Origin of the sequence: Pseudoalteromonas sp. XMcav2-N (assembly GCF_024124545.1) — a bacterium.
Classification (GTDB): Bacteria; Pseudomonadota; Gammaproteobacteria; order Enterobacterales; family Alteromonadaceae; genus Pseudoalteromonas.
Genome location: NZ_JAMXSF010000001.1, coordinates 554,439 through 579,050 on the forward strand (window position 1 = coordinate 554,439; position 24,612 = coordinate 579,050).

Consider the following 24,612-nt stretch of genomic DNA (forward strand, 5'->3'; position numbering starts at 1 on the left):
CATATTCAAGTCAGAATAAGATCCCTTGTTCATTAAGAAATAACTTGGCTGCATCGGTATGAGGCGCAAAGCGTTTCCAGCGCCCGATTGCCCGGCGGTTGAGTGGCTCTCGTACTTGTACTTTACTGGCCGTCGATACCGGCGCATCGTTAAGGTGAAAGTGCATACAGCTGTCTTGCCAGGGGAGCTCGCAATAAGCCAAAAGCTTTGAGATTTCTTGCTCCGGATTATCGACCAGCGATTCGTACTGCATCATATAAAACTGCTCGCCATGGAGCTGTTTCCAGTGCTGCATTAAGTGATTAAAGCGGGCATAGAGTCGTGCCGTATCCATGAGATCCAATGAGTAGGCGTAGTAGGGGTTATTGATGGTAAAAAGCTGGCGGAAATTACCAATACAGGTGTCCATAGGATCACGCATCAGACAGACTATTTTGGCATTAGGCAGTGCCCGGCGGATCAAGTCAACATAGAAAAAATTAAAGGGTAACTTGTCAACAAAATGGGCGTGACTACCTGTGACTACCCGGGTCGCATCCAGATAAGTTTGTCCAAGTTGCTGCGCACAGCATTTATAGGCCTGCTCCAGAGTGGTGGGATCCAGTACGGTTTGGCTGGTCGTCTGAGCCAGACGTTTCACACTGATCCCAAAATCTTGTAGCTCACCGGCAGACATCACCTCACTGTGACTGGACAAGATCCGCTCAACCAGAGTGGTGCCGGAGCGCGGCATACCCAGTACAAAGATGGGCTCACGGCTTGAGTGGCCGGCGTTCTGATCATAGGGCTCAGCCTGACTGAGACTCTGAATGCGCTCAAAGAGTGCTTCATTGCCTTTGTGGTCAAATGGGCGTGCCGCATGCAATGCTGCTTTGCCCTGCTGTAGTGCATGATAGGCGTCATTAAATTTGCCAAGATCCTGATACTCTTTGGCCAGAGCATGACCCAGGTGCAATCTGGATTCAGCAGAACTTGCCCGCTCGAAGGCTCCCTGTAAACGCCCAATATGATGTGCATCAGGGGTCGCTTTTTTTAGATCTGACAGCGCAAAGTGCGCTCTGTGGTGATCAGCGTCCAGTGCGAGTGCCTGCTCAAACGCTTGTTCAGCCTCATTAAACAGTCCGACAAATTTCGCACTTACGCCAAAGTTATAATAATACTGGGGATTATTCTGGGTCAGTTGCAGAGCCTGGCGGAAAAAGGCCAGAGCGTTTTCATGCAACCCCACATGGCTGAGCGCCACGCCAAAGGTGTCGGCATCGAGTGCTCGGGTGAGTGAGCCCGGGTTTGTCTGCTCTGCTGTTTTGCGGGCCAGCGACAGCTCTCCCTGCAAGGCATAGCATCTGGTTAATTGCGCGCGGTACTCATCACTGCTGTGCAACCCCAGGGCTTTTTCAAACAGTCTGACTGCCTTTTTTAACTGCCCGACCTGAAGGTTGATCACACCAAGCAGAAAGTAGCCGTCGGCATAGTCGGGCGCATCGCGCAACAGGTGTACAAGGTGCTGATGGGCCGTTTCCAGCTGGCCCTGATTCAGAGCTGCCACGGCGCTTTTATGTCGTTGCTGGATTGATATCATCCTGATTGGTCACTTTTAATAACATAAAGGCTCATCACTATGGATGAGCCTGGGAGTGGGAGAGTTAAATTTACTAAAGTTCAAATTGATAGTCGAACTTAATCCCGACTGTCAGAGGCTTATTGAGGTAATGGCCATAGTTTCGTTGGATCTCAGCACCATTGGCGGTGGTGATATCCCGAACGTCCCGGCGCACAGAGGTAAACGCATACTTATTGAATAAGTTGTTTACGTACAAAGTGGCAGACCACATATCGCCAGTCAGCTTGGCTGAGAGGTTGCTGATCCCATAACCAGACAGGGTTTCGCCGCTATCGCGCAAACCTACTTTGGAAATGGTATCGCTCTGCGCGGTTAAACCATAGTTGATATCTAAGGTCTTATCGCCCATCACTTCTGTTGAGTAGTTTACGCCCAGCGAGAACTGATGTTCCGGAGAACCTGGCAGCCTGTCGCCATCTTTGGCGCCATCTGTGCCGTCGACATTAAACAGGAAAGGTGCATCTGCGGTTAACTCAGCCTTAGTGTAGGCATAGGTTGCATACATACTGATATAATCATTCACAATAGCACGTGTGGATATCTCAACCCCTTTGGCATTGGCAGAACCTGCATTAGATGTATAAGGCAGCTGCCCGATAACAGTGGCACCAGAGATTTGGGCATTGTCCCAGTCAACGTTAAACAGCGCCGCATTAAAGTGTAAGCGGTTTTTTAACCAGGTACTCTTTAGACCCACTTCATAGTTTGTTGTTGTGTCAGCTTCATAGAGCATCTCATCGGGCATGCCACAGCCGAGCTGTTTGTCTGGCAATGGATCCGGGCAAGGATCCAGACCGTTAGAGCCACCAATACGGAGCCCTTCACTGACTGTGATATAGGCCATGACAGAATCTGTAAACTGATAGTTGGCATTGAATTTAAACAGGTTGCCGTCGTCATCGGCGTTACTATCTTTAAAGTCCAGTGTGATGTCGTCTGGTTTGGCGCCACTATATAACGTGTTTGCCAGCGGGAAGTCTACGGCAGACGCTGCTTTTACTTCATACTCATAAAAACGTGCACCCAGCGTGATAGTCAGTTTGTCGGAGACCTGATAGCCAACTTCACCAAACAGTGCCTGTTCGGTTATTTCACTGCGATCGACCGAGAAATATTCAAGGTTGTCCGGGCGGGTTTGCGCACCCTCGAATTCGGCAACGGCAAATTCACCAAAACCTGGGGTAAATTCTTTACTGCTGGCATCACTTTCAAATTTGTTGTAGAAACCGCCTACAATCCAGTTCCAGTCGGAGTCGCCCTGCGATACCAGGCGGATTTCCTGAGTGAAGGTATCTTCCTCTTCTTCTTCGCGGGTAAATGCTGAGAAAGAGGGGAATTCTTCATAGCCGTAATCAAGGCGGATCAGCAAGTCTGTTTGATCGCGTTGACCGTCGGCTTCAAAGCTCGACCAGCCCGACGCTGAGACCAGTTCGGCAAAGCCCAGATCGGCTTTTAGCTCCAGGCTAAGCAGATCGTCTTCTTTGTCTCTGGGCTCCTCGTAGCGATAACCTGATTCGTACTTGCCGATACGATCATTCAGTCCGTTTGCAGGATTGAGTGACTGATAATGCACGATAGAACGGCCTTCACTTTCTTGTTTCTGATAAAAGTAGTTGAGCGTGCCGTCAAACCAGTCGTTTGGTTTCCAGCGCACAGAGATGCGCCCTGTGGTGGTGGTCTCGCCGTTCGCGTCGGCAACCCGTCGAAGGTTGTTATCTACCGCACTTTGATCTGTCCAGTCGGGATCGGCTTTTGATACACCGGCTTCGCGTACCACATAGTTATAATCAATAAACCCGGGGTCGTTATAGTGATTCAGGCTGGCACGCAGCGCCAGTTCATCTTCGATGATGGGAGCGTTAAAGACAAAACCGCCTTCACCGCCTACAGAGTCGCTTTCTTTGTTCTGAAACATATCACCATACAGCTGAACCGTGGTGATATCTAACTCAGGCGCTTTAAGCATGTAGCGAATGGCGCCACCTAAGGTGCCTGCGCCATACAGGGTGCCCTGGGGGCCGATCAATACTTCGACTCGCTCTACATCAGTCAGGCGCATATCTAGTGACACCGGTATTTCATTGATATAGGTAGCAACTGTACCGCCATCAGAGCCGGGGCCTGATGAGTTGGTGTTGAGACCTCGTACTATGATAGGTGAGCCTGAACGACCCCCCTGATCCGTCACTGTCAGTCCCGGCACCCAGCGTGCAACATCGGCCAGCTCACCGATGTTCTGATCTTTCATTACGTCTGCATCAAGCGCAGTAATGTTGAGCGGAGCTTCTTGTACAGAGCCACTGCGTCGGGTTGCCGTGATCTGAATAACTTCGAGTGATTTTTCTTGCACACCGGCTTCGTCGGCATTAACTGCGGATGACAGCAGCAGCGAGCCTGGCAGCGCACCGGCGATGGCCAGAGAAATGAGTTTAGGTTTTAGCATTGTAGCGCATCCTGAAATGTACTGGTTGTTGTTTTTATGCAAACTAAGAAAGCATAAAGTGAATCAGGTAACAAGATCATTGAAAAAGGTACGTGAATTAATATTTATTATATTTGCAAATATATTCACTATCAACGGGTTTTTAGGCAAATTCATGCATGAAATTTCAATAAAAAAATTTTCTCGATAATTAGTGGTTTTGTGGGTTTGTTTATCTTTCATCTGGTCAATATATGCAGTTATTTGAATTAATTATGCGGGTTATGTTTTGGTTGATTGTTGTTTAGTCTTTGTGCCAGCGAAAAAGTATGCACTGAGTGTAAAACCTCACCGTTTCACATACATTGTTGAAAGGCTTGATGTATGGCTATGTCAGCACAAAAGGTCGCGGCTGGTTGCTATGATTAATTTTAAATGAAAGGTGAATAAGTATGCCAATGAGTGTGTCGGTGTGAGTATTGGTACTGAATAGGATTGCAAAATGACAATGCACGTTAGGTGGGTTTGGGTGGCAAAGTTGCATTTAGCTGACTTTGTTCTTCTGACGTCAGCGTATCGCGCACATGGGCACTGTCGTAAAAAGAGTGGATCTGACTAATGGTCCCATTTGCAATTGTCAGCCAGTCGCAAGAAGGAATAATTCCCGCTGGAGTGTGATTTTCAAACCAGATGGCAGACTCATCTGGTCCGGCAATAACCGAAACTATGGTTAGTTTTTGCACACTCTTAGCCGCCAGAGGTGCCACTGTGTTCAGGTAGTGTTCGCGACCTGTTAACCGGCCAAATGGACTAATATGCAGAAAGTCTGGTGCAAGATAGGTGTTCAACCATGCCATATCCCGGTCTATCCAGGCCTGTATCCAGCCGCGCGCTAATTGCTCGGACGTAAGCGTGTGTGCCATAGCATGTGCTTATTATGATTGTGTTCGAAAGTGGTGCCCCAAGTATAGTCGGGTTTTAACGGGTCGCACCAAGGGAACATCAATCCGCGCTACTTAGAGAATAACACTGCAAAGACTTGGTTGTATTGATATTTGTCGGCATACTGAAAGTCCGTGTTGTTATTGAAGACCTTACTATGCGATGTCTATTTTTATGTTTGCTCGTTGTCTGTTCCTTTCATTTAAAAAGCGCCGAGCTTTACCCAGGGGCACCCGCAGCGGCCAGCGACTATGCGTTCTTGATAGGACACTGGCAGTGCCGCTATGAGCAGCTGGACCCGCAAGGGAAGACACTGTTCTCAGCGCCATGTCGCTGGCATGCTCACTATGCCTTTGACGATAAAATGGTAGTGGACGATTTCAGCCTGCTGGATGCACAGGGTAATGTAACCTACGCAGGCAGAACACTCAGAACCTTTTCACTCCAGGACAAACACTGGCATCAGGTATTTCTGCCCGTACAAATGAGCGCAACCCTGAACCCATTTACTGCACACAAAGATAAAGAAGGTGTCCACCTTGAAGTTGAACAGCGCCTGCCAAACGGCGAGCTACAACCCGCACGTTTTCGCTTTAGTCAGATAAGTGACAAGGGCTTTGTTTGGGAAAGCAGCAAGCAGCTTGAAGGTAGTGAGAAGTGGTATATTGATATGAGGATTACGGCAGAGCGGGGTGGGGGGAGAGATTGATGTTAGAACATAACTTAATTGCCATTCTGGCCCTTAGAGTCCACTAATTCTATGGCTAACAATAAGGAATATAGTCAATGCCTAAAAACGAATTTTAGTTTTCGCACTATTCTTGCCTCTTGTTGCCAACGGTGAAGTGATGGGTAGCCGTTCAATTACCACTACTGTAAACGGTGTAAAGTCATCGAAGACTTATAACTTAGTGATCCCTGATTCAGTCGCACGGTCTCAACCAGATTTTGACCCGCTAATTAATATATCTATGCCAATGGAAAAGGCGATACATAAAGCTGAAGTCGCCTTTTTAAAAAAGACTGGACAGAAGTATTATCAAATAAAGTCAGTCTCATTACGTCCATTTCACTCAAATAGAAAAAGCTGGTATTACGATATATTTATCGGGCAAACCAGACTGGTTGTGCTTTCTAGCGGACAAGTCATTTTTGAAAAAGAGCGAAAGTAGAACACCAAAATGCTAAATACTGGAATCAAGCAAGAACTAGAATGAAAAACATTGTCTCTATATTAACCCTTATAGCTTTCATGTCATTGGGTTATCATTTTTTAGATGAAGAACTGTTGAGCGGTTTTGAGTACTGCTAAGAGTTGGAATAGGATGAAATATTAGGTGTTTATGACTAGAAGAGGAAGGAACAGGATATTGAAATTTAAACAGCATTTTTTTGCTTTTATTTCAATGTTTATCTGTCTTGGAGTACAAGCAACAGAGAGTAACATGTGCCAAAATGAGTAGTTAAAACCTTTTAATAATTACCTGTACTATTTGTATAGTTCAAAAGAGAGTAACTTTAACATTTCAGACTCTGCTGCTTATTGGGATATAGAAGCTATTAATGATGGCTATAGAAGCAACTACCCTACAGAAAGTGATGAAACTGTCTTTATTGAAGTTTTGAAGAGCATTTTCGGTTTTACGAATATTTTGTATGAATCACGTGAAGTTAAGAGGTTGGGGTCAAGTAAGAAAAATGATGTTACAGAACTAACTCTTGAAGTCGTAAATAACTATTTGCCAGCTTACAAATTCATTCGTGTCCAATACTCTGAGAGAAACAAAATACAAGGTATTTTAGTTACTGATGGTTTAGACTTTTTACCTGAGTACTTATGTGAATTTACTTTAGGTGAGAAGTTGTTGTAGACAAAAGTTGATTGAATCAGATCTTACATTGGAATAGAGCTTTGTGTCATACGTTAAGCAAACACACGATTGTATCAAAGGACCTCTTCCCGACGGTCACTTCCATTGGGGCTATCATAAAACAAAACCCCGGATTACGCATTGGTACCCTTTGCCACTTGGTGATAAAATTTGGCACACAAGCATTTTGGTCAGCATAATCACAAACTGTGACCAACACTGAGACCAGAAAGTAAAAATGAGAATGTCTCAGGTCGATATATATGAAATTTAAAGGCTTTTTATTCTATGTGTGAACTTTTGGGCATGTCTGCCAATGTACCCACAGATATTTGTTTTAGTTTTTCCGGGTTGCTGGAGCGTGGGGGGAATACCGGGCCGCATAAAGATGGCTGGGGGATCACGTTTTACGAGGGGAAAGGGTGTCGGACGTTTAAAGACCCAGAGCCAAGCTGTCAGTCGGAAATTGCTAAGCTGGTTAAAGCCTATCCGATTAAGAGTGTCTCGGTGATCAGCCATATTCGCCAGGGCAACCGCGGCAGAACCTGCCTTGAGAATACCCATCCTTTTACCCGTGAACTGTGGGGCCGGGAGATCACTTATGCCCACAACGGCCAGTTGTCTAATTATAAGGACCTGACTACCGAGTTTTATAAGCCGGTGGGCAACACTGACAGTGAGCTGGCGTTTTGCTGGATTTTGGACAAGATCCGTGAAAAATACCCGAAACGGCCAAAAAACATGGCGACCGTATTTCGCTACGCAGCCAAGCTGGCAAAGACCCTGATGGACAAAGGAGTCTTCAATATGCTGCTGACCGATGGCGTATTTGTGCTGGCGTATTGCTCTAACAATCTGCACTGGATCACGCGTCGTGCACCTTTTGGTAAGGCAACACTCATTGATGCGGATATGGTGGTGGATTTTCAAAAAGAAACCACCCCGGATGACGTGGTGACAGTGATTGCGACCCGGCCACTGACGAATGATGAGCTGTGGAATAAGATGGAACCTGGGGAGTCTGTGTTGTTTAAGCTTGGAGAGAAAATATAGCGCCGACCTGTCGAGCCGGCTTTCTGAATGAACGACACAAAAAAAGCCCTGACTATCAGGGCTTTCCTATATTACTGAGCCGGCTGCTCTGCATCAAAGCTCTTTAGCTGGATCATAAACTGCTCCACACCATCTTTACCTTTGAACATTTGTACAACCGAGTAGTGGTATGCTGGTGCCAGCCAGGCCATGGCCTGGCGCTTGTCATTATCGTACAGACGCTTTATTTTTATGGTTTCTACATTACCGATAGGCAGTGTGATGGCCTCGGTGCCAAGCACTTCAAAATCATAGCTGCGGACATTGCCATTTTTATCCACAATGGGGTAGCTCATTTTGGTTTTACCGGCTTTCACATCATTGCGCAGCGCTATCTGGTATGACAAAACATCCTGGCGCTTTTCGTTCCAGTCGGCATTGACGGGATACTTTTCGTCGTCTTTAAAGAGTTGCTTATTTTCTCTGTCAAAGCGGATCTTGTAATTTTTATCGGGGCCAGTGCCTTCGCGCTTTAGCGTATACAACAAAGGTTTTGGCACTTTATCATGATAAGTAAACAGAGAGTTTTCAGTTCGCTCGTCTGAGAAGATCATCCATTCGATATTGCTTTCGTAGTTGAGTGAGTAGGTGTCGTTTGAGACTTTCGAAAGCTCTCTGATGGCGTTGCCATGAACCTCGCCTTTGCGCAATACGTCATATTCAGCGCGGTAGGGTACAATGTCACTGGCTAATAAGGAAGATGAGAAAACAGCGCTTAAACCTAATAGTAAAGCGCTGTATTTTTTATTCTTCTGGGTAAGTTGCGCCTTGAGCTGGAAGGGGGTGATTGTCAAAAACGGCATAGTCTGCTTCCATCGTTAGTCTGTGTTCGCTGAACCACTTGACCACCAAAGGATAGATTATATGTTCTTGTTCATGAACCCGCTGTGACAGCGTGTGCGCAGTATCATCAGCCAGGATTGGCACCTTAGCTTGTACGATGACCGGTCCACCATCTAGTTCTTCTGTCACGAAGTGAACACTGGCGCCATGAAACGTTTCTTTTGCATCAATCGCTCTTTGGTGGGTATTCAGCCCTTGGTACTTAGGCAACAAAGAAGGATGAATGTTCAACATTTTTCCTTTAAATTTTTGCACTAAGTCTGCAGTTAGAATACGCATAAATCCAGCTAATACAACTAAATCTGGATTATAAGAGTCAATTAATTGCGCCAAACGTTGGTCATAGGCTTCGCGGCTGTCAAAGTCTTTATGACTTAACACTTGCGTTTCAATGTCCGCTTGTTGGGCTCTTTGCAGCCCGTACGCGTTGGCTTTATTACTGATGACGGCACAGATCTCGCCATTGATGTCGTTGCGTTGACAGCCATCCATAATGGCCTGCAAATTAGAGCCACTACCAGATATCAACACAACAATACGAATTGGAGATCGGTTGGGTGCCATTACTCGGCACCACCCAGGATTTCAACTTGCTCTTCGCCTGCATTTGCAGCCTGAATTTCACCAATGTGCCAGGCGTTCTCGCCCTGTGCTTTTAGGATCTCCAGACTCTGCGTTAGCTTGTCGGCTGGTACTACCAGGATCATACCAACACCACAGTTGAATGTACGGTACATTTCGTGGGTGCTGATGTTGCCGTTTTCTTGTAGCCAGTTGAATACTGCAGGCCATTCCCAGCTATCGCCTTTTACAACTGCTTTGGCTGACTCTGGTAATACGCGTGGGATGTTTTCCCAGAAACCACCGCCTGTGATGTGTGACAGGGCATGTACGTCTACCTCTTTCAGCAGCTCCAGAATCGGCTTAACGTAGATGCGTGTTGGCTCTAGCAGGTGTTCAGACAGGGGTTTGCCTGCAAACTCTTCGCTGGTATCTGCACCAGATACTTCCAGTACTTTGCGGATCAGCGAGTAACCGTTTGAGTGTGGACCGCTTGAAGCAAGTGCGATAAGTTGGTCACCTTCGGCAACTTTAGTACCATCAATGATCTTAGACTTTTCCACTACACCGGTACAAAAACCAGCCATGTCATAGTCTTCGCCTTCGTACATGCCTGGCATTTCAGCTGTTTCACCGCCGATCAGGGCGCAGCCTGCCAGCTCACAGCCAGTACCAATGCCTGTGACCACGTCGGCAGCAGTGTCAACATCCAGCTTACCTGTTGCGTAATAGTCAAGGAAAAATAGGGGTTCAGCACCTTGCACTATCAAATCGTTTACACACATGGCAACCAGGTCGATACCTACGGTATCGTGCTTTTTAAGATCGATGGCCAAACGCAGTTTAGTACCCACACCATCTGTGCCAGCAACTAAGACAGGCTCTTTATATCCGGTTGGTAGTTCGCATAATGCGCCAAAGCCGCCAATACCGCCCATCACTTCAGGGCGACGCGTCTTTTTAACTACCCCTTTAATGCGCTCAACCAATGCATTGCCCGCATCGATATCAACGCCTGCGTCTTTATAGCTAAGAGACTGTTTTTGTTCGCTCACAGGTTTTCCTCAAAAATAACAGAATGGATTTGCTTAGAAACGCGCGTATTTTACATCAAATGCGCCAGTGCGGCTAGTCGATTTGGTTGGCATAAGCATGGATAACCCAGGTAGCTGATGGTGCTAAATCTTCACTTGTCAGATCGATGTACCTTGTATCTGCAACGCGCGATAGTGATTTGTTCACTATACTCAGTACATTTCAGTCGGTGTGAATGTGGTAGATGTGGAAAACCTGAGCTTAGGCCTTATTTTGACTGGGTTCCTGCTATTGGTAGCAGCGTTATTCCCTGCAACACATATCTGTCGGATTGCGCAAAACAGAGGCTGGCAGGTGTTATTTGCGCTGGTGTTATTTTTTATCTGTGGTTACCTGGCCTTTGCACATCAAGTATATCACACCGAGAACGACTTCCCGTTGGTATTAGGTTTGTCAGTGATCCTGATGCTCGGTGCGGTCTTTGTTATTGTGGTGGTTCGGCTTAGCCGTGCCAGCCTGCTTCAGCTTCAGGATATTGCTGAGAGTGAACGCTATCAGGCTCGCCACGACTCTCTGACACAACTCGAAAACCGTCAGGAATGTACCAAGTACATTGAGCAGTGTATTGCCAAAGGTAGTGCATTCAGTGTGTTACTCATGGATATCAATAACTTTAAACAAGTAAACGATGCGCTCGGGCACTTTTTTGGTGATAAATTGCTCATTGCTTTTGCAGTCAAAATGCGGTCTTTGAATCCCCGTGGGTGCAAGGTCTTCAGAATGGGTGGAGATGAGTTTGTCATCGTCACGCATTCGGCAAGCGAGACAGAGTTATTTGGACTCAATAATGCGCTGCTCAAAACATTTAATGACGGTCTGGTGATTGATGATGTTCAGGTCGACGTATTCTACAGCGCAGGTGCCTGTATCTTTTGTGTAGAGGAAAAGCCCTCTGTTACTCAACTGCTTAAGCACGCCGACATCGCAATGTATGCAGCTAAAAGCAGCCGTCAAAGCCTGGTGATATTCGACCAAACTTTACACGATGACGTGGAAGCCGAGTTTGAATTGTTTAACGCGCTAAAAATGGCGCTTAATAAAAATCAGCTCGAGGTGTACTATCAGCCACTGGTTTGTGGGCATAATAACGAAGTGCATGGACTAGAGGCATTACTTCGCTGGCGCGGTACCGATGGCGCTTTTATCAGCCCGATGACCTTCATTCCCATTGCCGAAAAAAACAATTATATAAAACTGGTCAGCGCATTTGTGATTGAGCGTGTATTCAACGAGTTAAGCCACTTTCTGACCATAGAGCCAAACGTGACTGTACATATCAACTTATCCTGTCAGGACTTTCATGGTCGTTATCTCATCAACCAACTTGTTGAGCTTCAATCAAAGTACAATATCCGACCCAGCTGTATTGTATTTGAGTTAACAGAGAGTATGGTTATGGTCGATGTTGATCAGGCTAAGTATATGATAGGCATGTTGATTGATATGGGGTTTTCAGTCAGTATCGATGATTTTGGCACTGGATTCTCGTCTTTTTCTATGCTCAGGGAATTGCCGATCTCTCAGATTAAAGTAGACCGTTCATTTATTACGAATTGTCTGAGTAGCGACAAGGATCAGGCAATCGTTGAGACGACCATTTATCTGGCGAACCGACTGGGTTGCTCTGTGGTGGCTGAGGGAGTTGAAGATAGCAAAACCGCGGCCTACCTTAATAGTAAAGGGTGCCAGTACTTGCAGGGCTATTATATTAGTGAAGCGCTTGAGCGAGAGAGCGCAAAACAGTGGCTGCATTCTCACCGGGTGGTTAAGAAAGTACTTAAACGTTAAATAGAGATCATCTGTGCGCTTCTGTGCACACTGGGTTAACCTGACCTGTTCCTGAATTTGAACGATTTCCATACACTTTTTCACACACTCAACATGACTTTAGCGTTACAGTTAATAGCACACCATCTGACTCTATGCTCTGCGCTGGAGCTGGACCAGGAAGTCAACTAATAAAAGTATCGAGGAACGAACGTGAACAAGTTACTTGTCGGAATTTTCTTATTGCTGTTTTCATCCCTGACATGGGCCTCTAAAGCACCCTTGGCGCTCATCAATGAGGTGGGGGAAACCCTGTTTTCAGATATCAAACAAATCAATCAGGATGGTCAGGCGAGCCCACAAGAAATGCGTAAATTAGTGAGGACACACCTGATGTCACATATTGATATTCGGTTTGTGTCCTATAAGTTGCTGGGCAAACACATTAAAGGTCTTACAAAACCGGAGGCTGTTGCGTTTATTTCGGCGGTTGAACATTATCTGGAAGTGAGCTACGCAAGCGCGCTGAAGCAATACAAAGGCCAGCAGGTAAAGTTTGAGTCTATGCCCATGGATGAACAAAGCAAGTATGCAACCGTCAAAGCGGTAATTAAGCAACCTGCGGGTCCTGATATTGATATTCACTTTAAGTTTCGCAAAAGTAAAAAAGGGCAATGGCGGGTGTATGACCTGGTTGCGGAGGGAATTTCTTTACTAAGTGCGAAACAAAAAGAAATCTCGGTGCGTATTTCACAGGTCGGTCTGGCTGAGGTGACGGCTGAGCTGAATGCTAAAAGCTAATTGAGTAGCCATTGTTGGCTACTCAGGCTGAGATAAATCTGTATGACGTTAGAAATCTCTCGGGGAGAGAAACTCCCCGCTGCTGATCTTTTCCCAGGTTTCTGCTGCCAGGGTATCCAAAGCACCCAAATCTTTGCCGCTTGCGGAAAGTTTATGTTCTAACGGCAGAATATCAATATCCTCAAAACCAGATAGCTGTGCCACGCGGGCAAAGATATATGCATGCTTATACTTGTGCTGCTTATAAAAAATACTCACCATGCTGGCAAATACCTCAGGATCCGGAGTTTCTCCTGCTTTGTTAAGTTCAAGCACTTGGTACAGAATATCAATGGTTTTGTCGTCGTCTATTTTCGCGTAAAAAGTAGCAAGAAACAGCTGTATTTCCGGGTCACTTTTCACATTGTCCTGATCTTGCATATTCAACAGCTTGTTCAGTGCGAGCCGGTTGTTCTGTCTGGACCAGTGGTAATAAAGCAGGCCAGGGTGCTCCGTATTAACTGTGTCCTGATAAATGCGAGTCATTTCTTTAAGGCTGGTCAGATGACCTTCAACGCGTGACGTGGTTTTTTCTTTTAGTTTGATATGCTCAATTTGCGCGGCCAGAGAAACACACTCGTTATATTGTTCAAAATTTTTCAGCAACGTGTATCGGTTGTCATCAGTAGGCGCTTTGTATTCTTGATAGCGCGCAAAAATCACCTCTGCGCGTTCCTCTTTACAATGGCTATCTTTGTTGAGATCTTCACAAAACCCAGGGGTCTCAGTGCAGATTTTATTCAGCGTGATTGTGTCATCGCAGCCACTGAGCAACGCTGTCGTAATACACAGGCCTGATATTAGCCACCACCTCATTGTTGTACGTTCTCCAAGTCTTTGTTGTTGCGCGTGTATAGTACCAATTTCGACAATTCTGGCCACCCTTTATTTACCTCAAGTGTAGCAAGGGATTGCGACCAAAGCGTGTCTCAGCTGTTTTTCTTATATTTTAATGCTTATATGGCAGGTCAAACTATGTGAGGTTAACTGTGGAGTTAATTTTACAGTAACAAATCTCAGTAAGTGGTGGAGAATTGCAGCCATTTCAATTAAAATGTCGCTGCCTTGGGGCCTGTTGACTCTCAAATTATGCAATACATCAGGCTCGGTTAGGCTATCCGTTCAAAAATTGTTTATTAGGCAGAAAAAATGACCTCATCTCACGAGCAAGAATATCAAAACAGCTGGCAAGAACGTCAAGACTACGCAGAAAGCATGCAACCGATCATTGGTCGTTTGTATCGTAATCTGGGTGTTGAAATTGCGGTTTATGGCCGTCCTCTTGTAAATACCAGCACTATCGATGTTATTAAAGCCCATAAGACAGTTGCACGTTTCGAAGAAACTAAACTGCGTTTGCGCGAGAGCTTCCCTTTCCTGGAAGCCATCAGCAAGATGGAACTGGCACCTGGCCGTGTTGACTTAGGTAAACTGGCATATGCTTACATTTATAAAAATGCAGGTGAAGGTCGTTCAATCGAAGAATACCTGAACGCTGAGCTTGCTGATCTGCTTAATACAGGCAACCGTCCGGCCCCTCGCGACGTTGTTCTGTATGGTTTTGGCCGCATCGGTCGTCTGTTGGCGCGTTTGTTGATTGAACGCGGCGGTTCTCACGCTGACCTGCGCCTGCGTGCAATTGTGGTACGTGGTGGTCGCGATGGTGACCTTGAAAAACGCGCAAGCTTGCTTCGTCGCGACTCAATTCACGGTCCATTCAACGGTTCAATCACTGTTGACCATGAAAAAGGCGCTATTAAAGCAAACGGTAACTACATTCAGATTATTTATGCAAACTCTCCTGAGGAAGTGGATTACACTCAGTACGGTATCGAGAATGCACTGGTTGTAGATAACACGGGTGTATGGAAAGATGAAGACGGCCTTGGCAAACACCTGAAGTCTAAAGGCGCTTCCAAAGTACTTCTGACTGCACCAGCTAAAGGTGACATCAAGAACGTGGTTTACGGTGTTAACAATGTGGATATTCTGTCTGAAGACAAAATTGTGTCTGCTGCAAGCTGTACTACTAACGCCATCACGCCTGTACTTAAGGCACTAAACGACAAGTTTGGTATCAAGAATGGCCACGTTGAAACAGTTCACTCTTACACCAACGACCAAAACCTGATCGATAACTACCATAAAGCCGAGCGTCGTGGTCGCAGTGCCGCACTGAACATGGTTATCACTTCAACAGGTGCTGCTAAGGCTGTAGCAAAAGCATTGCCTGAGCTAGCTGGTAAACTAACGGGTAACGCAATCCGTGTTCCTACGCCAAACGTATCAATGGCTATTTTGAACCTGAACCTGAATGCTGAAACAACGGCTGAGGAACTAAACGAGTTCCTGCGCGAAACATCTTTGCATTCTGAGCTTCGTGACCAAATCGATTACACTGCGTCGACTGAAATTGTATCAACTGACCTGGTTGGTAGCCGCTACGCCGGTGTGGTTGACTCGCAAGCGACTATTGTTGACGGCGACCGTGTAGTACTTTACGTATGGTACGATAATGAGTTTGGCTACAGCTGTCAGGTTGTACGCGTAATGCGCGATATGGCTGAGGTGGAATTCCCGAGCCTGCCGCGTTAATTCACGCTTTGTCCAAAAAAGCCAGCGATTGCTGGCTTTTTTTGTTTTTGTCTCGCACCAGGTGTGTTAGGCTTGCAGCAGATTTATTGCTACAAATCACTAACAAAAATCATCAAGGTTAAAACAAAATACCTTGACTGTGTGACGTGCCGTCAGGCGCTTTGCTCATAACATCTGACGCAATGAGATGGTTTTTTTATTTAGGGTATATGATGAAGATCACCAGTAATTTTGACAGCGGAAATATCAAAGTAATTTCTGCTGAGGCTCCACTAGATATTCAGCTGGAAATTAACCACGATAACGATTCTGAATTTTTTCAATGGTTCCACTTCCGTCTTGAATCGACGCCATTTGTAGAACACAAGCTTCATATTAACAATCTGCAAAACTCGGCTTATCCAGAAGGGTGGGATGATTATCAGGCTGTGGCCTCTTATGACAGACAAACCTGGTTCCGGGTGCCGAGCACCTATCAGGATGGTCAGTTGGTGATCGACTTTGAACCTGAGTGTCATCATACTTATTTCGCTTATTTTGCTCCGTATAGTTATGAGCGTCATTTGGATCTGGTGTATTGGGCACAGAGCCATGATGCATGTCGCGTAGAAACACTGGGTGAAACTCTGGATGGCCGTGATATCAGTTTGCTGTGTGTCGGTGAGCCGGGAGATGAAAAGAAAAAAATCTGGATCACCGCACGTCAACACCCTGGTGAGACGATGGCAGAGTGGTTTGTAGAAGGCCTGCTGCACAAGTTGCTGGACGACGAAGATCCGCATGCTGCAGCTCTGTTGTCGAAAGCGGTGTTCTACGTTGTGCCAAATATGAACCCGGATGGCAGCGTGCGCGGTCATTTGCGTACCAATGCCAAAGGGGTGAACCTTAATCGTGAGTGGCAAACGCCGTCGCTTGAAAACTCGCCTGAGGTTTTTCATGTGTTAAACAAAATGCATGAAACCGGCCTGGATTTGTATCTGGATATTCACGGTGACGAAGCGTTGCCCTACAACTTTGTTGCAGGTAGCGAAGGGATCCCAAGTTATGATGCCCGTCTGGCTTCGCTGGAAGAGCAATTTAAGCAGGCTTTGTTGACTATTACACCAGAGTTTCAGGATGAGTTCGGCTACCCGAAAGACGAGCCAGGTCAGGCTAACCTGACTGTTGCATCTTGTGCTGTGGGCGAAGCCTTTAAAGCCCTGGCATATACCATTGAGATGCCATTCAAGGACAATGCAAATTTACCTGATCCACATTATGGCTGGTCTGATCGCCGTTCATATCAGTTTGGTCAGGATACGTTAGCGGCCATCGTCAACGTGGTCGATAATCTGAGATAATCATCATCACAGGCAACCTCATGGGTTGCCTGTTTGCATATAATAACAACGAAGAAGAGGAAGAGTCGTGGACGCGTTAGGAAGTTTTCTGGATAGTCTGGATGCCTTGTTAGGGGGCTCCTGGTGGTTCCCCTATGTATTACTTGGAGTGGGTCTGTTTTTTACCCTGTATTTAAAGTTCCCACAGATCCGGTATTTCAAGCATGCCTGCAAAATTGTCACCGGTAAATACGATAAGAAAAGTCATGAAGGGGACACGACGCACTTCCAGGCCCTGTCAACTGCTCTGTCAGGGACAGTCGGTACTGGTAACATCGGTGGTGTGGCACTGGCAATTTCAATTGGTGGTCCGGCAGCCTTATTCTGGATGTGGATGACCGCATTTTTTGGTATGACGACCAAGTTTGTTGAGGTGACCTTATCGCACAAGTACCGTACCAAAGCAGAAGATGGCACTATGGCCGGTGGCCCCATGTACTATATGGACCGCCGCCTGAATATGAAATGGCTGGCAGTGTTGTTTGCAATTGCAACCGTGATTAGCTCATTCGGCACAGGTAGCTTACCGCAGATCAACAACATCGCACAGGGTATGGAAGCGACCTTCAATATTGAACCTATGGTCACCGGCGCGGTGCTATCTATCTTACTTGCCTTAGTTATTCTTGGTGGTATCAAGCGTATTGCAGCGATCACCTCTCGGGTCGTACCTTTAATGGCGGCAGTTTATATCATCGGTGCATTGGCCGTTATTCTGTATAACGCTGAAAACATTATACCGTCTTTTGCTGCAGTATTTATGAATGCGTTCAGTGGTTCGGCTGCTGTGGGTGGCTTCCTGGGCGCATCTTTTGCTTATGCCTTTAACCGGGGTGTCAACCGCGGTCTGTTTTCGAACGAAGCAGGTCAGGGTTCAGCACCGATTGCGCACGCATCTGCCAAAGCAGATGAGCCGGTTTCTGAAGGTATGGTCTCTATTCTGGAGCCCTTCATTGATACCATAGTGATCTGTACGCTGACCGGTTTGGTTATCTTGTCCTCTGGTGTGTGGACAGAAAAGTTCGAAACGACCTTTGAGCGTTCATCAATGACCATAGTGCACGGCAACTATGTTGAATCGAACGACAGTGACCGGGAAGAATTATACAAATACCTCAATGGGATTGATGGTCATAGTGTTGAGGCATACAGTGGTAACATCCGTGTTGTCGAAGGTGTTGCGGTCAACAAAGACTTTACTGTCATTCACTCGCGCTCAATCGGTGAAGATATCCGTTTTGGGATCACGGCGAAACACCGTTATACCGGGACTGTTGAAGTCGACAAGGGCATGCTGGTCGATAACAGTATTAGCATTAAAGGTAAGTCACTGGTTCACTCCGCTGAGCTGACAACCAAGGCATTTACGCGAGGCTTCTTTGGGGAAAATGGCCAGTATATAGTTTCTATTGGTCTGCTGTTATTTGCATTTTCTACGGCAATTGCCTGGTCATATTATGGTGACCGAGCAATGACGTATTTGTTGGGCTCACGTTCGGTAATGCCATATCGTGTTTTCTATGTAGCAGGGTTCTTCTGGGCATCATTTGCAGATACAACCTTGATCTGGAAGTTGGCAGCGGTCGGCATTGTTGTAATGACGCTGCCAAACCTGTTCGGGATCATGTTGCTGCGTAAAGAAATGAAAGACTCTGTTGATGAGTATTGGGACAAGTTCGATAAAGAGCAGAGCCAGTCTGAAGGAAATACCGGGGTACAAAAAGACAATTCAATGCATTTCCAAAAAGACAAACCTTAATAAACCAAGTAGAATAGGGCGCCACATGGCGCCTTATTTTTTGGTCTTACTCTTTATGAAGCAGTCGTACCACAGGGGCTTACTATTGCTTGATTTGACAGCAGCTTTTTGCTCAGTCAGCGCGATACTAAGTACTCAGGTATCAGCACTCTAAAGGTGGCCGGCGTGTAAATGCTAGTTTTTCGTTAGGAGTCACTCGAGTATGGCAATTGCCCAATGCCCCAGTTGTAACAAGCCCATTTCTTCTATGCACAAAACCTGCCCAAATTGTCATTTTGATCTTGCGAATATGGATGAGGAATCTCTGTACAGAGAAACGGTTCGCAGACGAATTAAGAAACAGCAAACTATTATGAATTATTCATTTTTGGCGCTGATCTTATTTCTCGGAGGGTTCTTATACCTTTACTGGCAGCAGCCTGTAGAAGGGACATGGGAAATGTTGGCAGCCAAGGGCGCAATTGGTGTTGGCCTGGTTTGGTATTTGGTAAACCGAGTGATTTTAGTGGTACTGAAAAAGAAAAAGTGAACATGAATATAGACAGTTTAGTTAAAAATATAACGCCGGAACTTTATGAGCGACTGCAGTATGGCGCCGCTACCGGGCGCTGGCCGGATGGTACCGAGCTGAGTGATGCGCAAAAAGAACAAACAGTTCAGCTGGTCATGTTATATCAGGCAAAAGTGGCCAAAAGCACAGAGCAGTTCACTATCAATGAGCAAGGTGAAATGGTGCAAAAATCCAAACGCGAGTTGCAACAAGAATTTAAAGCAGACAATGAAATAGCCAGGTTTAGCGAAAATGATCTTTAAAAACCTTTTTACTCCTAAATGGAAGCACCCGAAAACACAGGTGCGATTAGCCGCTGTGGACAAACTGGACACAAGCAAAGACGCCGACGTGTTACAAACACTCGCGCTGGAAGACGACTCAAGTCAGATCAGGAAAAAAGTCCTGGATAAAATGAATGATCTGAGTTTGTGGTGGAAGGTGTATAAGCGAGATCAGGAATTGAAAGAACTGGCAGAGCAGCATATTTCTCAGGCTGTGTTATCAGGTTCCAATTCGCTGAGTCAGGAGATCCGTGACGAGTACATTGACCGTTATGCACCCGCAAAAACGTTGGAAAAAGTCGCTTTTAGTGATATCGCTAACGAGCAAAAGGCAAAACTACTCAAGCGCCTCGCCAATGCAAAGTTGATTGAAAAAGCATTTAAAGAAGGTGGTGAGCCATTACAGGTACAGTTACTGCCCTTGATCGCTCAGTACCAACTTGAAAAGGCTGTACTTAAGGCAGCCTCAGGGGAGGCGCGTACTGCGCTTGAGCATACGCTGGAGCAGCAACGTTTGAGCCAGATTATGCCAGCACAGGTGACTCAGGAGGCCAAGTTGGTTCTGGCCAAGCTGAATGCGCTGCGTGACAAACAGGATTATGAAGTGGTTGCCAGCCAGTCTGATACATTGACGACACAATGGCAGGCGCTTGAAGTACAGTGGCTGAGCGAAGAAGCACGGCAGGCTAACCAGGAAAAGTTTGAATCTATCTTGGCAAAGCTGAGCAAGCACCGTGAGGTATTGCAGCTTGCGTTTGAACAGGCACAGCAGCAAGCTGAGCAGGCTGAAGCGAAAGCGAGCGCAATAAATGCGTTTGAAACTGGGTATGAGGCGTTAGAGCAGGCACTGTCTGATGCAGTGACAGCTCTGGACCTGACCGCTCAGGATAAGCTGCATACACAGCTGACCCAGCTTAAAAGTGATATCGAAGCGTCTGACTACCATGTTGAGCCTGAACTAAAGGCGTTACTTGATAAGGTGCGTGACAGTGCCAAACAGCTGGAAAGCTTACCTGAGCTTGTAAGCGCAAAGGAACAATTCGATAAGGCATTGAGTGCACTTAAAGAGGTTGCGCCAAGCGAAGAGCTGGCACAGCTTGATACTGTGTTGGCAACTCAGAAGCAGGCTTATCAGCATGCTCAAACACAACTTCGCCAATTACCTGCGGCTTTGAAGAAGCATGCCTCAGAACAACTCAAGGAAATCAGCACCCAGTTCAATCAGACTATGAAACCCCTGGTTGATGTGCAGGATAAACATCTCAAAGAAGCGCGCAAAAAAGCGCGTGATGTACAAAGATTGCTTGACCAGGGTCGTTTTAATGTTGCGTTTGGCGTGTTTAATGGCTTTATGGAAAGCTATGAGCAGTTGAGTGAAGGCTTTAAACAGCAACTTGCAAAACAGTTCACAACTTTGAGCGAAGCCCTGCAGGAGCTAAAAGACTGGCAAAAATATGCGTCACAACCTAAGCGTACTGAGTTATTGCAGCAGCTTGATGAGATGCTGACGGAGCAGGAAGTCGATCCTAAAGCCCGTGCAGCACAGGTTAAATTGCTGCGAGTGCGCTGGAATGAACTCGGACGCGTTGAAAGCGACGAGGAGAAAGCGCAGGCAGCTCAGTTTGATGAGAAAATTGAGGTCTTATTCGCCCCTTGTCGTGCGTATTTTGCTGAGCAAGATGAACAACGTAAAAAGGTAATTGAACAGCGCGAAGAACTCGTCGGACAGATGGCCGCACTCATCCCATTGACGCAACAGCCTGAAGCAGACTGGCGTCAGGTTGAAAGTGTGTTTAATCGGGTCAACAAACAATGGCGCGGTGCAGGTAGCCTGGATGCGGCAACTTATCAGGCACTCAATAAACGTTATCGTGACGCTTATACTCAGGTTAATGAGCAATTGAAAGCCCGTCATCAGGCTAATGCACAGTTGAAGCAAAAGTTGGTGGCGGAAGCGCAGGAGCAACTGGAGCTGGAAGATGTCGGTCAAGCCTGCGATACGTTGAAAACCCTGCAAAAACGCTGGCAAGAAATTGGCTTTGCCGGCACTAAGCAGGAACACACATTGTGGCAGGAATTCAGAAAGCACAACGATGCGGTATTTAGCAAACGTCAGGAGCAGAAAAACGCGGAACGTGAACAGGCTCAGGCGCAGGAAGCACAGCAACGTCAGTTGCTGGCTGAATTGGACAGCCAAATGATCGATGCTAAAACCCAGTCAGAGCTGCTGTCGGTCAAAGAGGCAGTGATTAGCACAGAGGTGCTTGCATCGCTGAGAAAAACCAAACAGCAGTTGTTAGAACAGATAGAAGCAAAGTTGAATGAGCTATACTCGGCGCAGAGTCGTGAAAAGTTTAATGAGCTGGTTGAGGCCGTTCGTGTCGGAGATACACCACCAGGCAACTGGCTGAGTGGGAATGATTCAGGGCTAACTGCTGAGCAATTATTGCTGCGACTTGAAGTGATGACGAACAATGATTCTCCTGCAAGCTTTCAACAAGCTAGAATGGCAGAGCAGGTAGCGTTGCTGGAAGCCAAGTTACAGGGCGGCGCCCAGTCACTGGAGTATTACCTCACTTGCTACCTGTCACAGGTCGTGAATGATACTCAAAATGTTGAACAGGAAAGACTCATTAAAGTTTTGACTGCATAAGCAAGGCTTATATGTAAAAAGCGCCGTAAGGCGCTTTTTTATTGTCTGTAATAAGCAAAGTTATACCTATTTACTCCTCAAATTGAATAGGAGTTGAGTGAAATGTATATTAATGTAAAAGTTGCTGTAATGCTTCTTCAAGGTTTGGATAACGAAAACGGTAGTTGGCCCTGAGCGCGCGTCTTGGCAACACACGCTGGCCATAAATAAGTAGCTCTGACATCTCACCAAACATAGCTTTAAGCACGAATTCAGGCATAGTAAACATGGCCGGTCGCCTGAGTGTCAGCGCCAGGCGCTCAGCAAATTCTTTGTTCGACACGGGAGCCGGGGCTGTGGCGTTAAATACACCGGACAACTCCTGATGCTTGAGTAAGAATAAGAGTAATTGCACCATATCGTCGATGTGGATCCAGGACATCATCTGTGTTCCGCTGGCCATCGGACCGCCCATCCCAAATTTAAATGCGGGCAACATTTTTTTCAGGGCGCCACCATGTTTCGACAATACTATGCCCGTTCTGACAATACAGACTCGCGTTTTTTCGCTCTGAGCATGATTAGCCTGTTCTTCCCATTCTTTACACAGCCGGTGACTAAACTCCTGGTAGGGCTCGTCGAAATCTTCCCCCACTTTGACGGTTGCACTTTGCCTGCCGTAATAACCAATGGCGCTACCTGATATAAAGGTATGTGGTGGGGTTTGGCAGTCTCGGATCCGCGCGCTTAGTTCACGCGTCAATAAAACTCGACTGTTCACAATGCGTGCTTTTTGTTTGTCCGTCCAGCGTTTGTCTGCAATGGGTTCTCCTGCCAGGTTAATCACGACATCCAGCTCATTGAAATTAACCTGATCCAGGCTATCTATGGGTTCAATCTTGCTGTCCAGCTTGCGTCTGGCTCCAGACACATTACGTGTTAAGACGATTATTTTGTGTTTGTTGACTAGGAACTTGCAAAGTTCTGAGCCTATCAGTCCGGTGGCGCCGGTAATTAATACATTCATGTATAACCCATTTTTAATAATTTAGTCTCTTATACTCAGTGCAGTGTATTGACGATCAATTTAATAGTTGTGCGTGCTTTGATGCTAAATTCCGTTACAATGAAGCACCCGGACGGCCATTTTTTGTTAGGAATTGCCCAATGCCCGGGTCATATACCGGGAATAATCACCGGTTTCGCACAGTTAATGTAAGGAAAAGTCGTGTCTTCATTGTCTGGGATCACTAAAAGCTTAGTCGTTATCGCATCATTGTTCATTGTTTTAGCCGGAATAAAACTGGCCAACGAAATTGTTGTCCCTTTTGTTTTGGCGGCCTTTATTGCCATTATTTGCAATCCACTTTTGAAGTTTTTCGCAAATTACCGGATCCCTAAGGGGCTGGCAATTGTCCTGATTATTATGCTGGTCATGCTGATGGGCATGAGTCTGACAGGTCTGGTTGGCCAGTCGCTCAATGATTTTTCCAGCCAGCTACCCCAATATCGTGAAGCGCTGAGAAGCAAATTTATCTGGTTTGTCGATATGGCGGCGCAGTACAATATCTTGGTAGACAAACAACAACTGATCGCACTTTTTGATCCGGGCAAAATGATTGATGTTGCAACCAATATGCTCACTGGTTTTGGCGGCGTCATGGCCAATATTTTCCTGATCCTCCTGACTGTGGTATTTATGCTCTTTGAAGCACCAATGATCAGCACTAAAGTGCACCTGGCGCTGGATGATCCGGATATGAAAATGAAACAGATTGACCGCTTCCTGGATTCCATCAACAGTTACCTGGCAATTAAGACCTTGGTATCACTGGCAACGGGCGTGTTGGCCGCGGGCTTTCTGTGGGTACTTGATATTGATTACTTTATCTTGTGGGGCGTCTTTGCATTTTTACTAAATTATATCCCCAATATCGGTTCTATCATCGCCGCTGTTCCTCCGGTGTTGCTAGCGCTTGTCACTCACAACCCTATGGTCAGCGCCATAGTTGCAGCGGGGTATATCAGTATTAACACCATTATGGGCAATATTATTGAGCCTCGTTTCATGGGCAGAGGCTTGGGCCTCAGTACTTTAGTCGTGTTCCTGTCCTTGATTTTCTGGGGGTGGTTGCTCGGCACGGTAGGCATGCTACTGTCTGTACCACTTACTATGGTTGTTAAGATAGCGCTAGAGAACAGCGAGGACGGACGTTGGCTGGCGACTATGTTGGGTGGTGAAGAGCAACATAATGCCAGATAGCGAAGGCTATCTGGCAGCTCAATCAACTTAAAACCAATCTTGAAGCAAGGGTGTGTTGATTATCACTATCCGATACAGGCTGGTGTATGCTATGAG

At 46.3% G+C, this 24,612-nt stretch carries 20 protein-coding genes; 12 read left to right on the forward strand and 8 right to left on the reverse strand.

Annotation, left to right across the window (positions count from 1 at the left end; all coding sequences use genetic code 11):
• Positions 1-10: 10 nt before the first annotated feature.
• The 3 genes from NH568_RS02255 to NH568_RS02265 form a co-directional block, all read right to left on the reverse strand.
• Positions 11-1,579, reverse strand: coding sequence for a sulfotransferase family protein (locus NH568_RS02255; protein ID WP_253044366.1), 1,569 nt, complete (start codon positions 1,577-1,579; stop codon positions 11-13).
• Between the two features lie 73 nt (positions 1,580-1,652).
• A complete protein-coding gene (locus NH568_RS02260) occupies positions 1,653-4,064 on the reverse strand; it encodes a TonB-dependent receptor (RefSeq protein ID WP_253044367.1) in 2,412 nt (803 codons plus the stop codon).
• Between the two features lie 494 nt (positions 4,065-4,558).
• Positions 4,559-4,966: a nuclear transport factor 2 family protein gene (locus NH568_RS02265; protein ID WP_253044368.1), complete on the reverse strand. Its 408-nt coding sequence runs from the start codon at positions 4,964-4,966 to the stop codon at positions 4,559-4,561.
• A gap of 176 nt (positions 4,967-5,142) precedes the next feature.
• Here NH568_RS02265 and NH568_RS02270 point away from each other — a divergent pair, with 176 nt between their 5' ends.
• From NH568_RS02270 to NH568_RS02280, 3 genes are all read left to right on the forward strand, one after another.
• Entirely contained in the window at positions 5,143-5,694 is a 552-nt protein-coding gene (locus NH568_RS02270; RefSeq protein ID WP_253044369.1) for a hypothetical protein, read from the forward strand.
• 784 nt (positions 5,695-6,478) lie between these two features.
• A complete protein-coding gene (locus tag NH568_RS02275) occupies positions 6,479-6,856 on the forward strand; it encodes a hypothetical protein (RefSeq protein ID WP_253044370.1) in 378 nt (125 codons plus the stop codon).
• A gap of 288 nt (positions 6,857-7,144) precedes the next feature.
• A complete protein-coding gene (locus NH568_RS02280; RefSeq protein WP_253044372.1) occupies positions 7,145-7,909 on the forward strand; it encodes a class II glutamine amidotransferase in 765 nt (254 codons plus the stop codon).
• 71 nt (positions 7,910-7,980) lie between these two features.
• Here the strand turns inward: NH568_RS02280 and NH568_RS02285 are convergent, their stop codons facing one another.
• From NH568_RS02285 to purM, 3 genes are read right to left on the reverse strand one after another with little or no spacing between them, the layout of a single operon-like run.
• Entirely contained in the window at positions 7,981-8,751 is a 771-nt protein-coding gene (locus NH568_RS02285; RefSeq protein WP_253044374.1) for a DUF3108 domain-containing protein, read from the reverse strand.
• Positions 8,693-9,355 (reverse strand): phosphoribosylglycinamide formyltransferase, encoded by a 663-nt coding sequence (gene purN / locus NH568_RS02290; RefSeq protein WP_253044375.1) that lies wholly within the window; start codon positions 9,353-9,355, stop codon positions 8,693-8,695. Before purN ends, NH568_RS02285 begins: the two co-directional genes overlap by 59 nt.
• On the reverse strand, positions 9,355-10,407 hold the full coding sequence (gene purM, locus NH568_RS02295) for a phosphoribosylformylglycinamidine cyclo-ligase (RefSeq protein WP_253044376.1): 1,053 nt from the start codon (positions 10,405-10,407) through the stop codon (positions 9,355-9,357). Before purM ends, purN begins: the two co-directional genes overlap by 1 nt.
• Positions 10,408-10,633: 226 nt before the next feature.
• Between purM and NH568_RS02300 the strand changes: the two genes are divergently transcribed.
• Both NH568_RS02300 and NH568_RS02305 read left to right on the forward strand, forming a co-directional pair.
• On the forward strand, positions 10,634-12,235 hold the full coding sequence (locus tag NH568_RS02300) for a bifunctional diguanylate cyclase/phosphodiesterase (RefSeq protein ID WP_253044377.1): 1,602 nt from the start codon (positions 10,634-10,636) through the stop codon (positions 12,233-12,235).
• Between the two features lie 192 nt (positions 12,236-12,427).
• On the forward strand, positions 12,428-13,015 hold the full coding sequence (locus NH568_RS02305; RefSeq protein WP_253044378.1) for an ABC transporter substrate-binding protein: 588 nt from the start codon (positions 12,428-12,430) through the stop codon (positions 13,013-13,015).
• A 48-nt stretch (positions 13,016-13,063) separates the two neighbouring features.
• On the opposite strand, the gene NH568_RS02310 is transcribed toward NH568_RS02305, so the two are convergent.
• A complete protein-coding gene (locus tag NH568_RS02310; RefSeq protein WP_253044379.1) occupies positions 13,064-13,870 on the reverse strand; it encodes a DUF2989 domain-containing protein in 807 nt (268 codons plus the stop codon).
• A gap of 333 nt (positions 13,871-14,203) precedes the next feature.
• Between NH568_RS02310 and NH568_RS02315 the strand changes: the two genes are divergently transcribed.
• The 6 genes from NH568_RS02315 (at position 14,204) to NH568_RS02340 (ending at position 22,274) form a co-directional block, all read left to right on the forward strand.
• On the forward strand, positions 14,204-15,649 hold the full coding sequence (locus NH568_RS02315) for a glyceraldehyde-3-phosphate dehydrogenase (RefSeq protein ID WP_253044380.1): 1,446 nt from the start codon (positions 14,204-14,206) through the stop codon (positions 15,647-15,649).
• 212 nt (positions 15,650-15,861) lie between these two features.
• Positions 15,862-16,989, forward strand: coding sequence for a M14-type cytosolic carboxypeptidase (locus NH568_RS02320; RefSeq protein ID WP_253044512.1), 1,128 nt, complete (start codon positions 15,862-15,864; stop codon positions 16,987-16,989).
• A 67-nt stretch (positions 16,990-17,056) separates the two neighbouring features.
• A complete protein-coding gene (locus NH568_RS02325; protein WP_253044381.1) occupies positions 17,057-18,787 on the forward strand; it encodes an AGCS family amino acid carrier protein in 1,731 nt (576 codons plus the stop codon).
• Between the two features lie 202 nt (positions 18,788-18,989).
• On the forward strand, positions 18,990-19,316 hold the full coding sequence (locus NH568_RS02330; RefSeq protein ID WP_253044382.1) for a hypothetical protein: 327 nt from the start codon (positions 18,990-18,992) through the stop codon (positions 19,314-19,316).
• A 2-nt stretch (positions 19,317-19,318) separates the two neighbouring features.
• Positions 19,319-19,600, forward strand: coding sequence for a DUF1315 family protein (locus NH568_RS02335; RefSeq protein ID WP_138552677.1), 282 nt, complete (start codon positions 19,319-19,321; stop codon positions 19,598-19,600).
• Complete coding sequence (locus tag NH568_RS02340; RefSeq protein ID WP_253044383.1) at positions 19,590-22,274, forward strand: DUF349 domain-containing protein; 2,685 nt, start codon at positions 19,590-19,592, stop codon at positions 22,272-22,274. The genes NH568_RS02335 and NH568_RS02340 overlap by 11 nt, the downstream gene beginning before the upstream one ends.
• Positions 22,275-22,383: 109 nt before the next feature.
• On the opposite strand, the gene NH568_RS02345 is transcribed toward NH568_RS02340, so the two are convergent.
• A complete protein-coding gene (locus NH568_RS02345) occupies positions 22,384-23,280 on the reverse strand; it encodes a TIGR01777 family oxidoreductase (RefSeq protein ID WP_253044384.1) in 897 nt (298 codons plus the stop codon).
• Positions 23,281-23,481: 201 nt separating this feature from the next.
• Here NH568_RS02345 and NH568_RS02350 point away from each other — a divergent pair, with 201 nt between their 5' ends.
• Entirely contained in the window at positions 23,482-24,516 is a 1,035-nt protein-coding gene (locus tag NH568_RS02350; RefSeq protein ID WP_253044385.1) for an AI-2E family transporter, read from the forward strand.
• Positions 24,517-24,612: the final 96 nt, after the last annotated feature.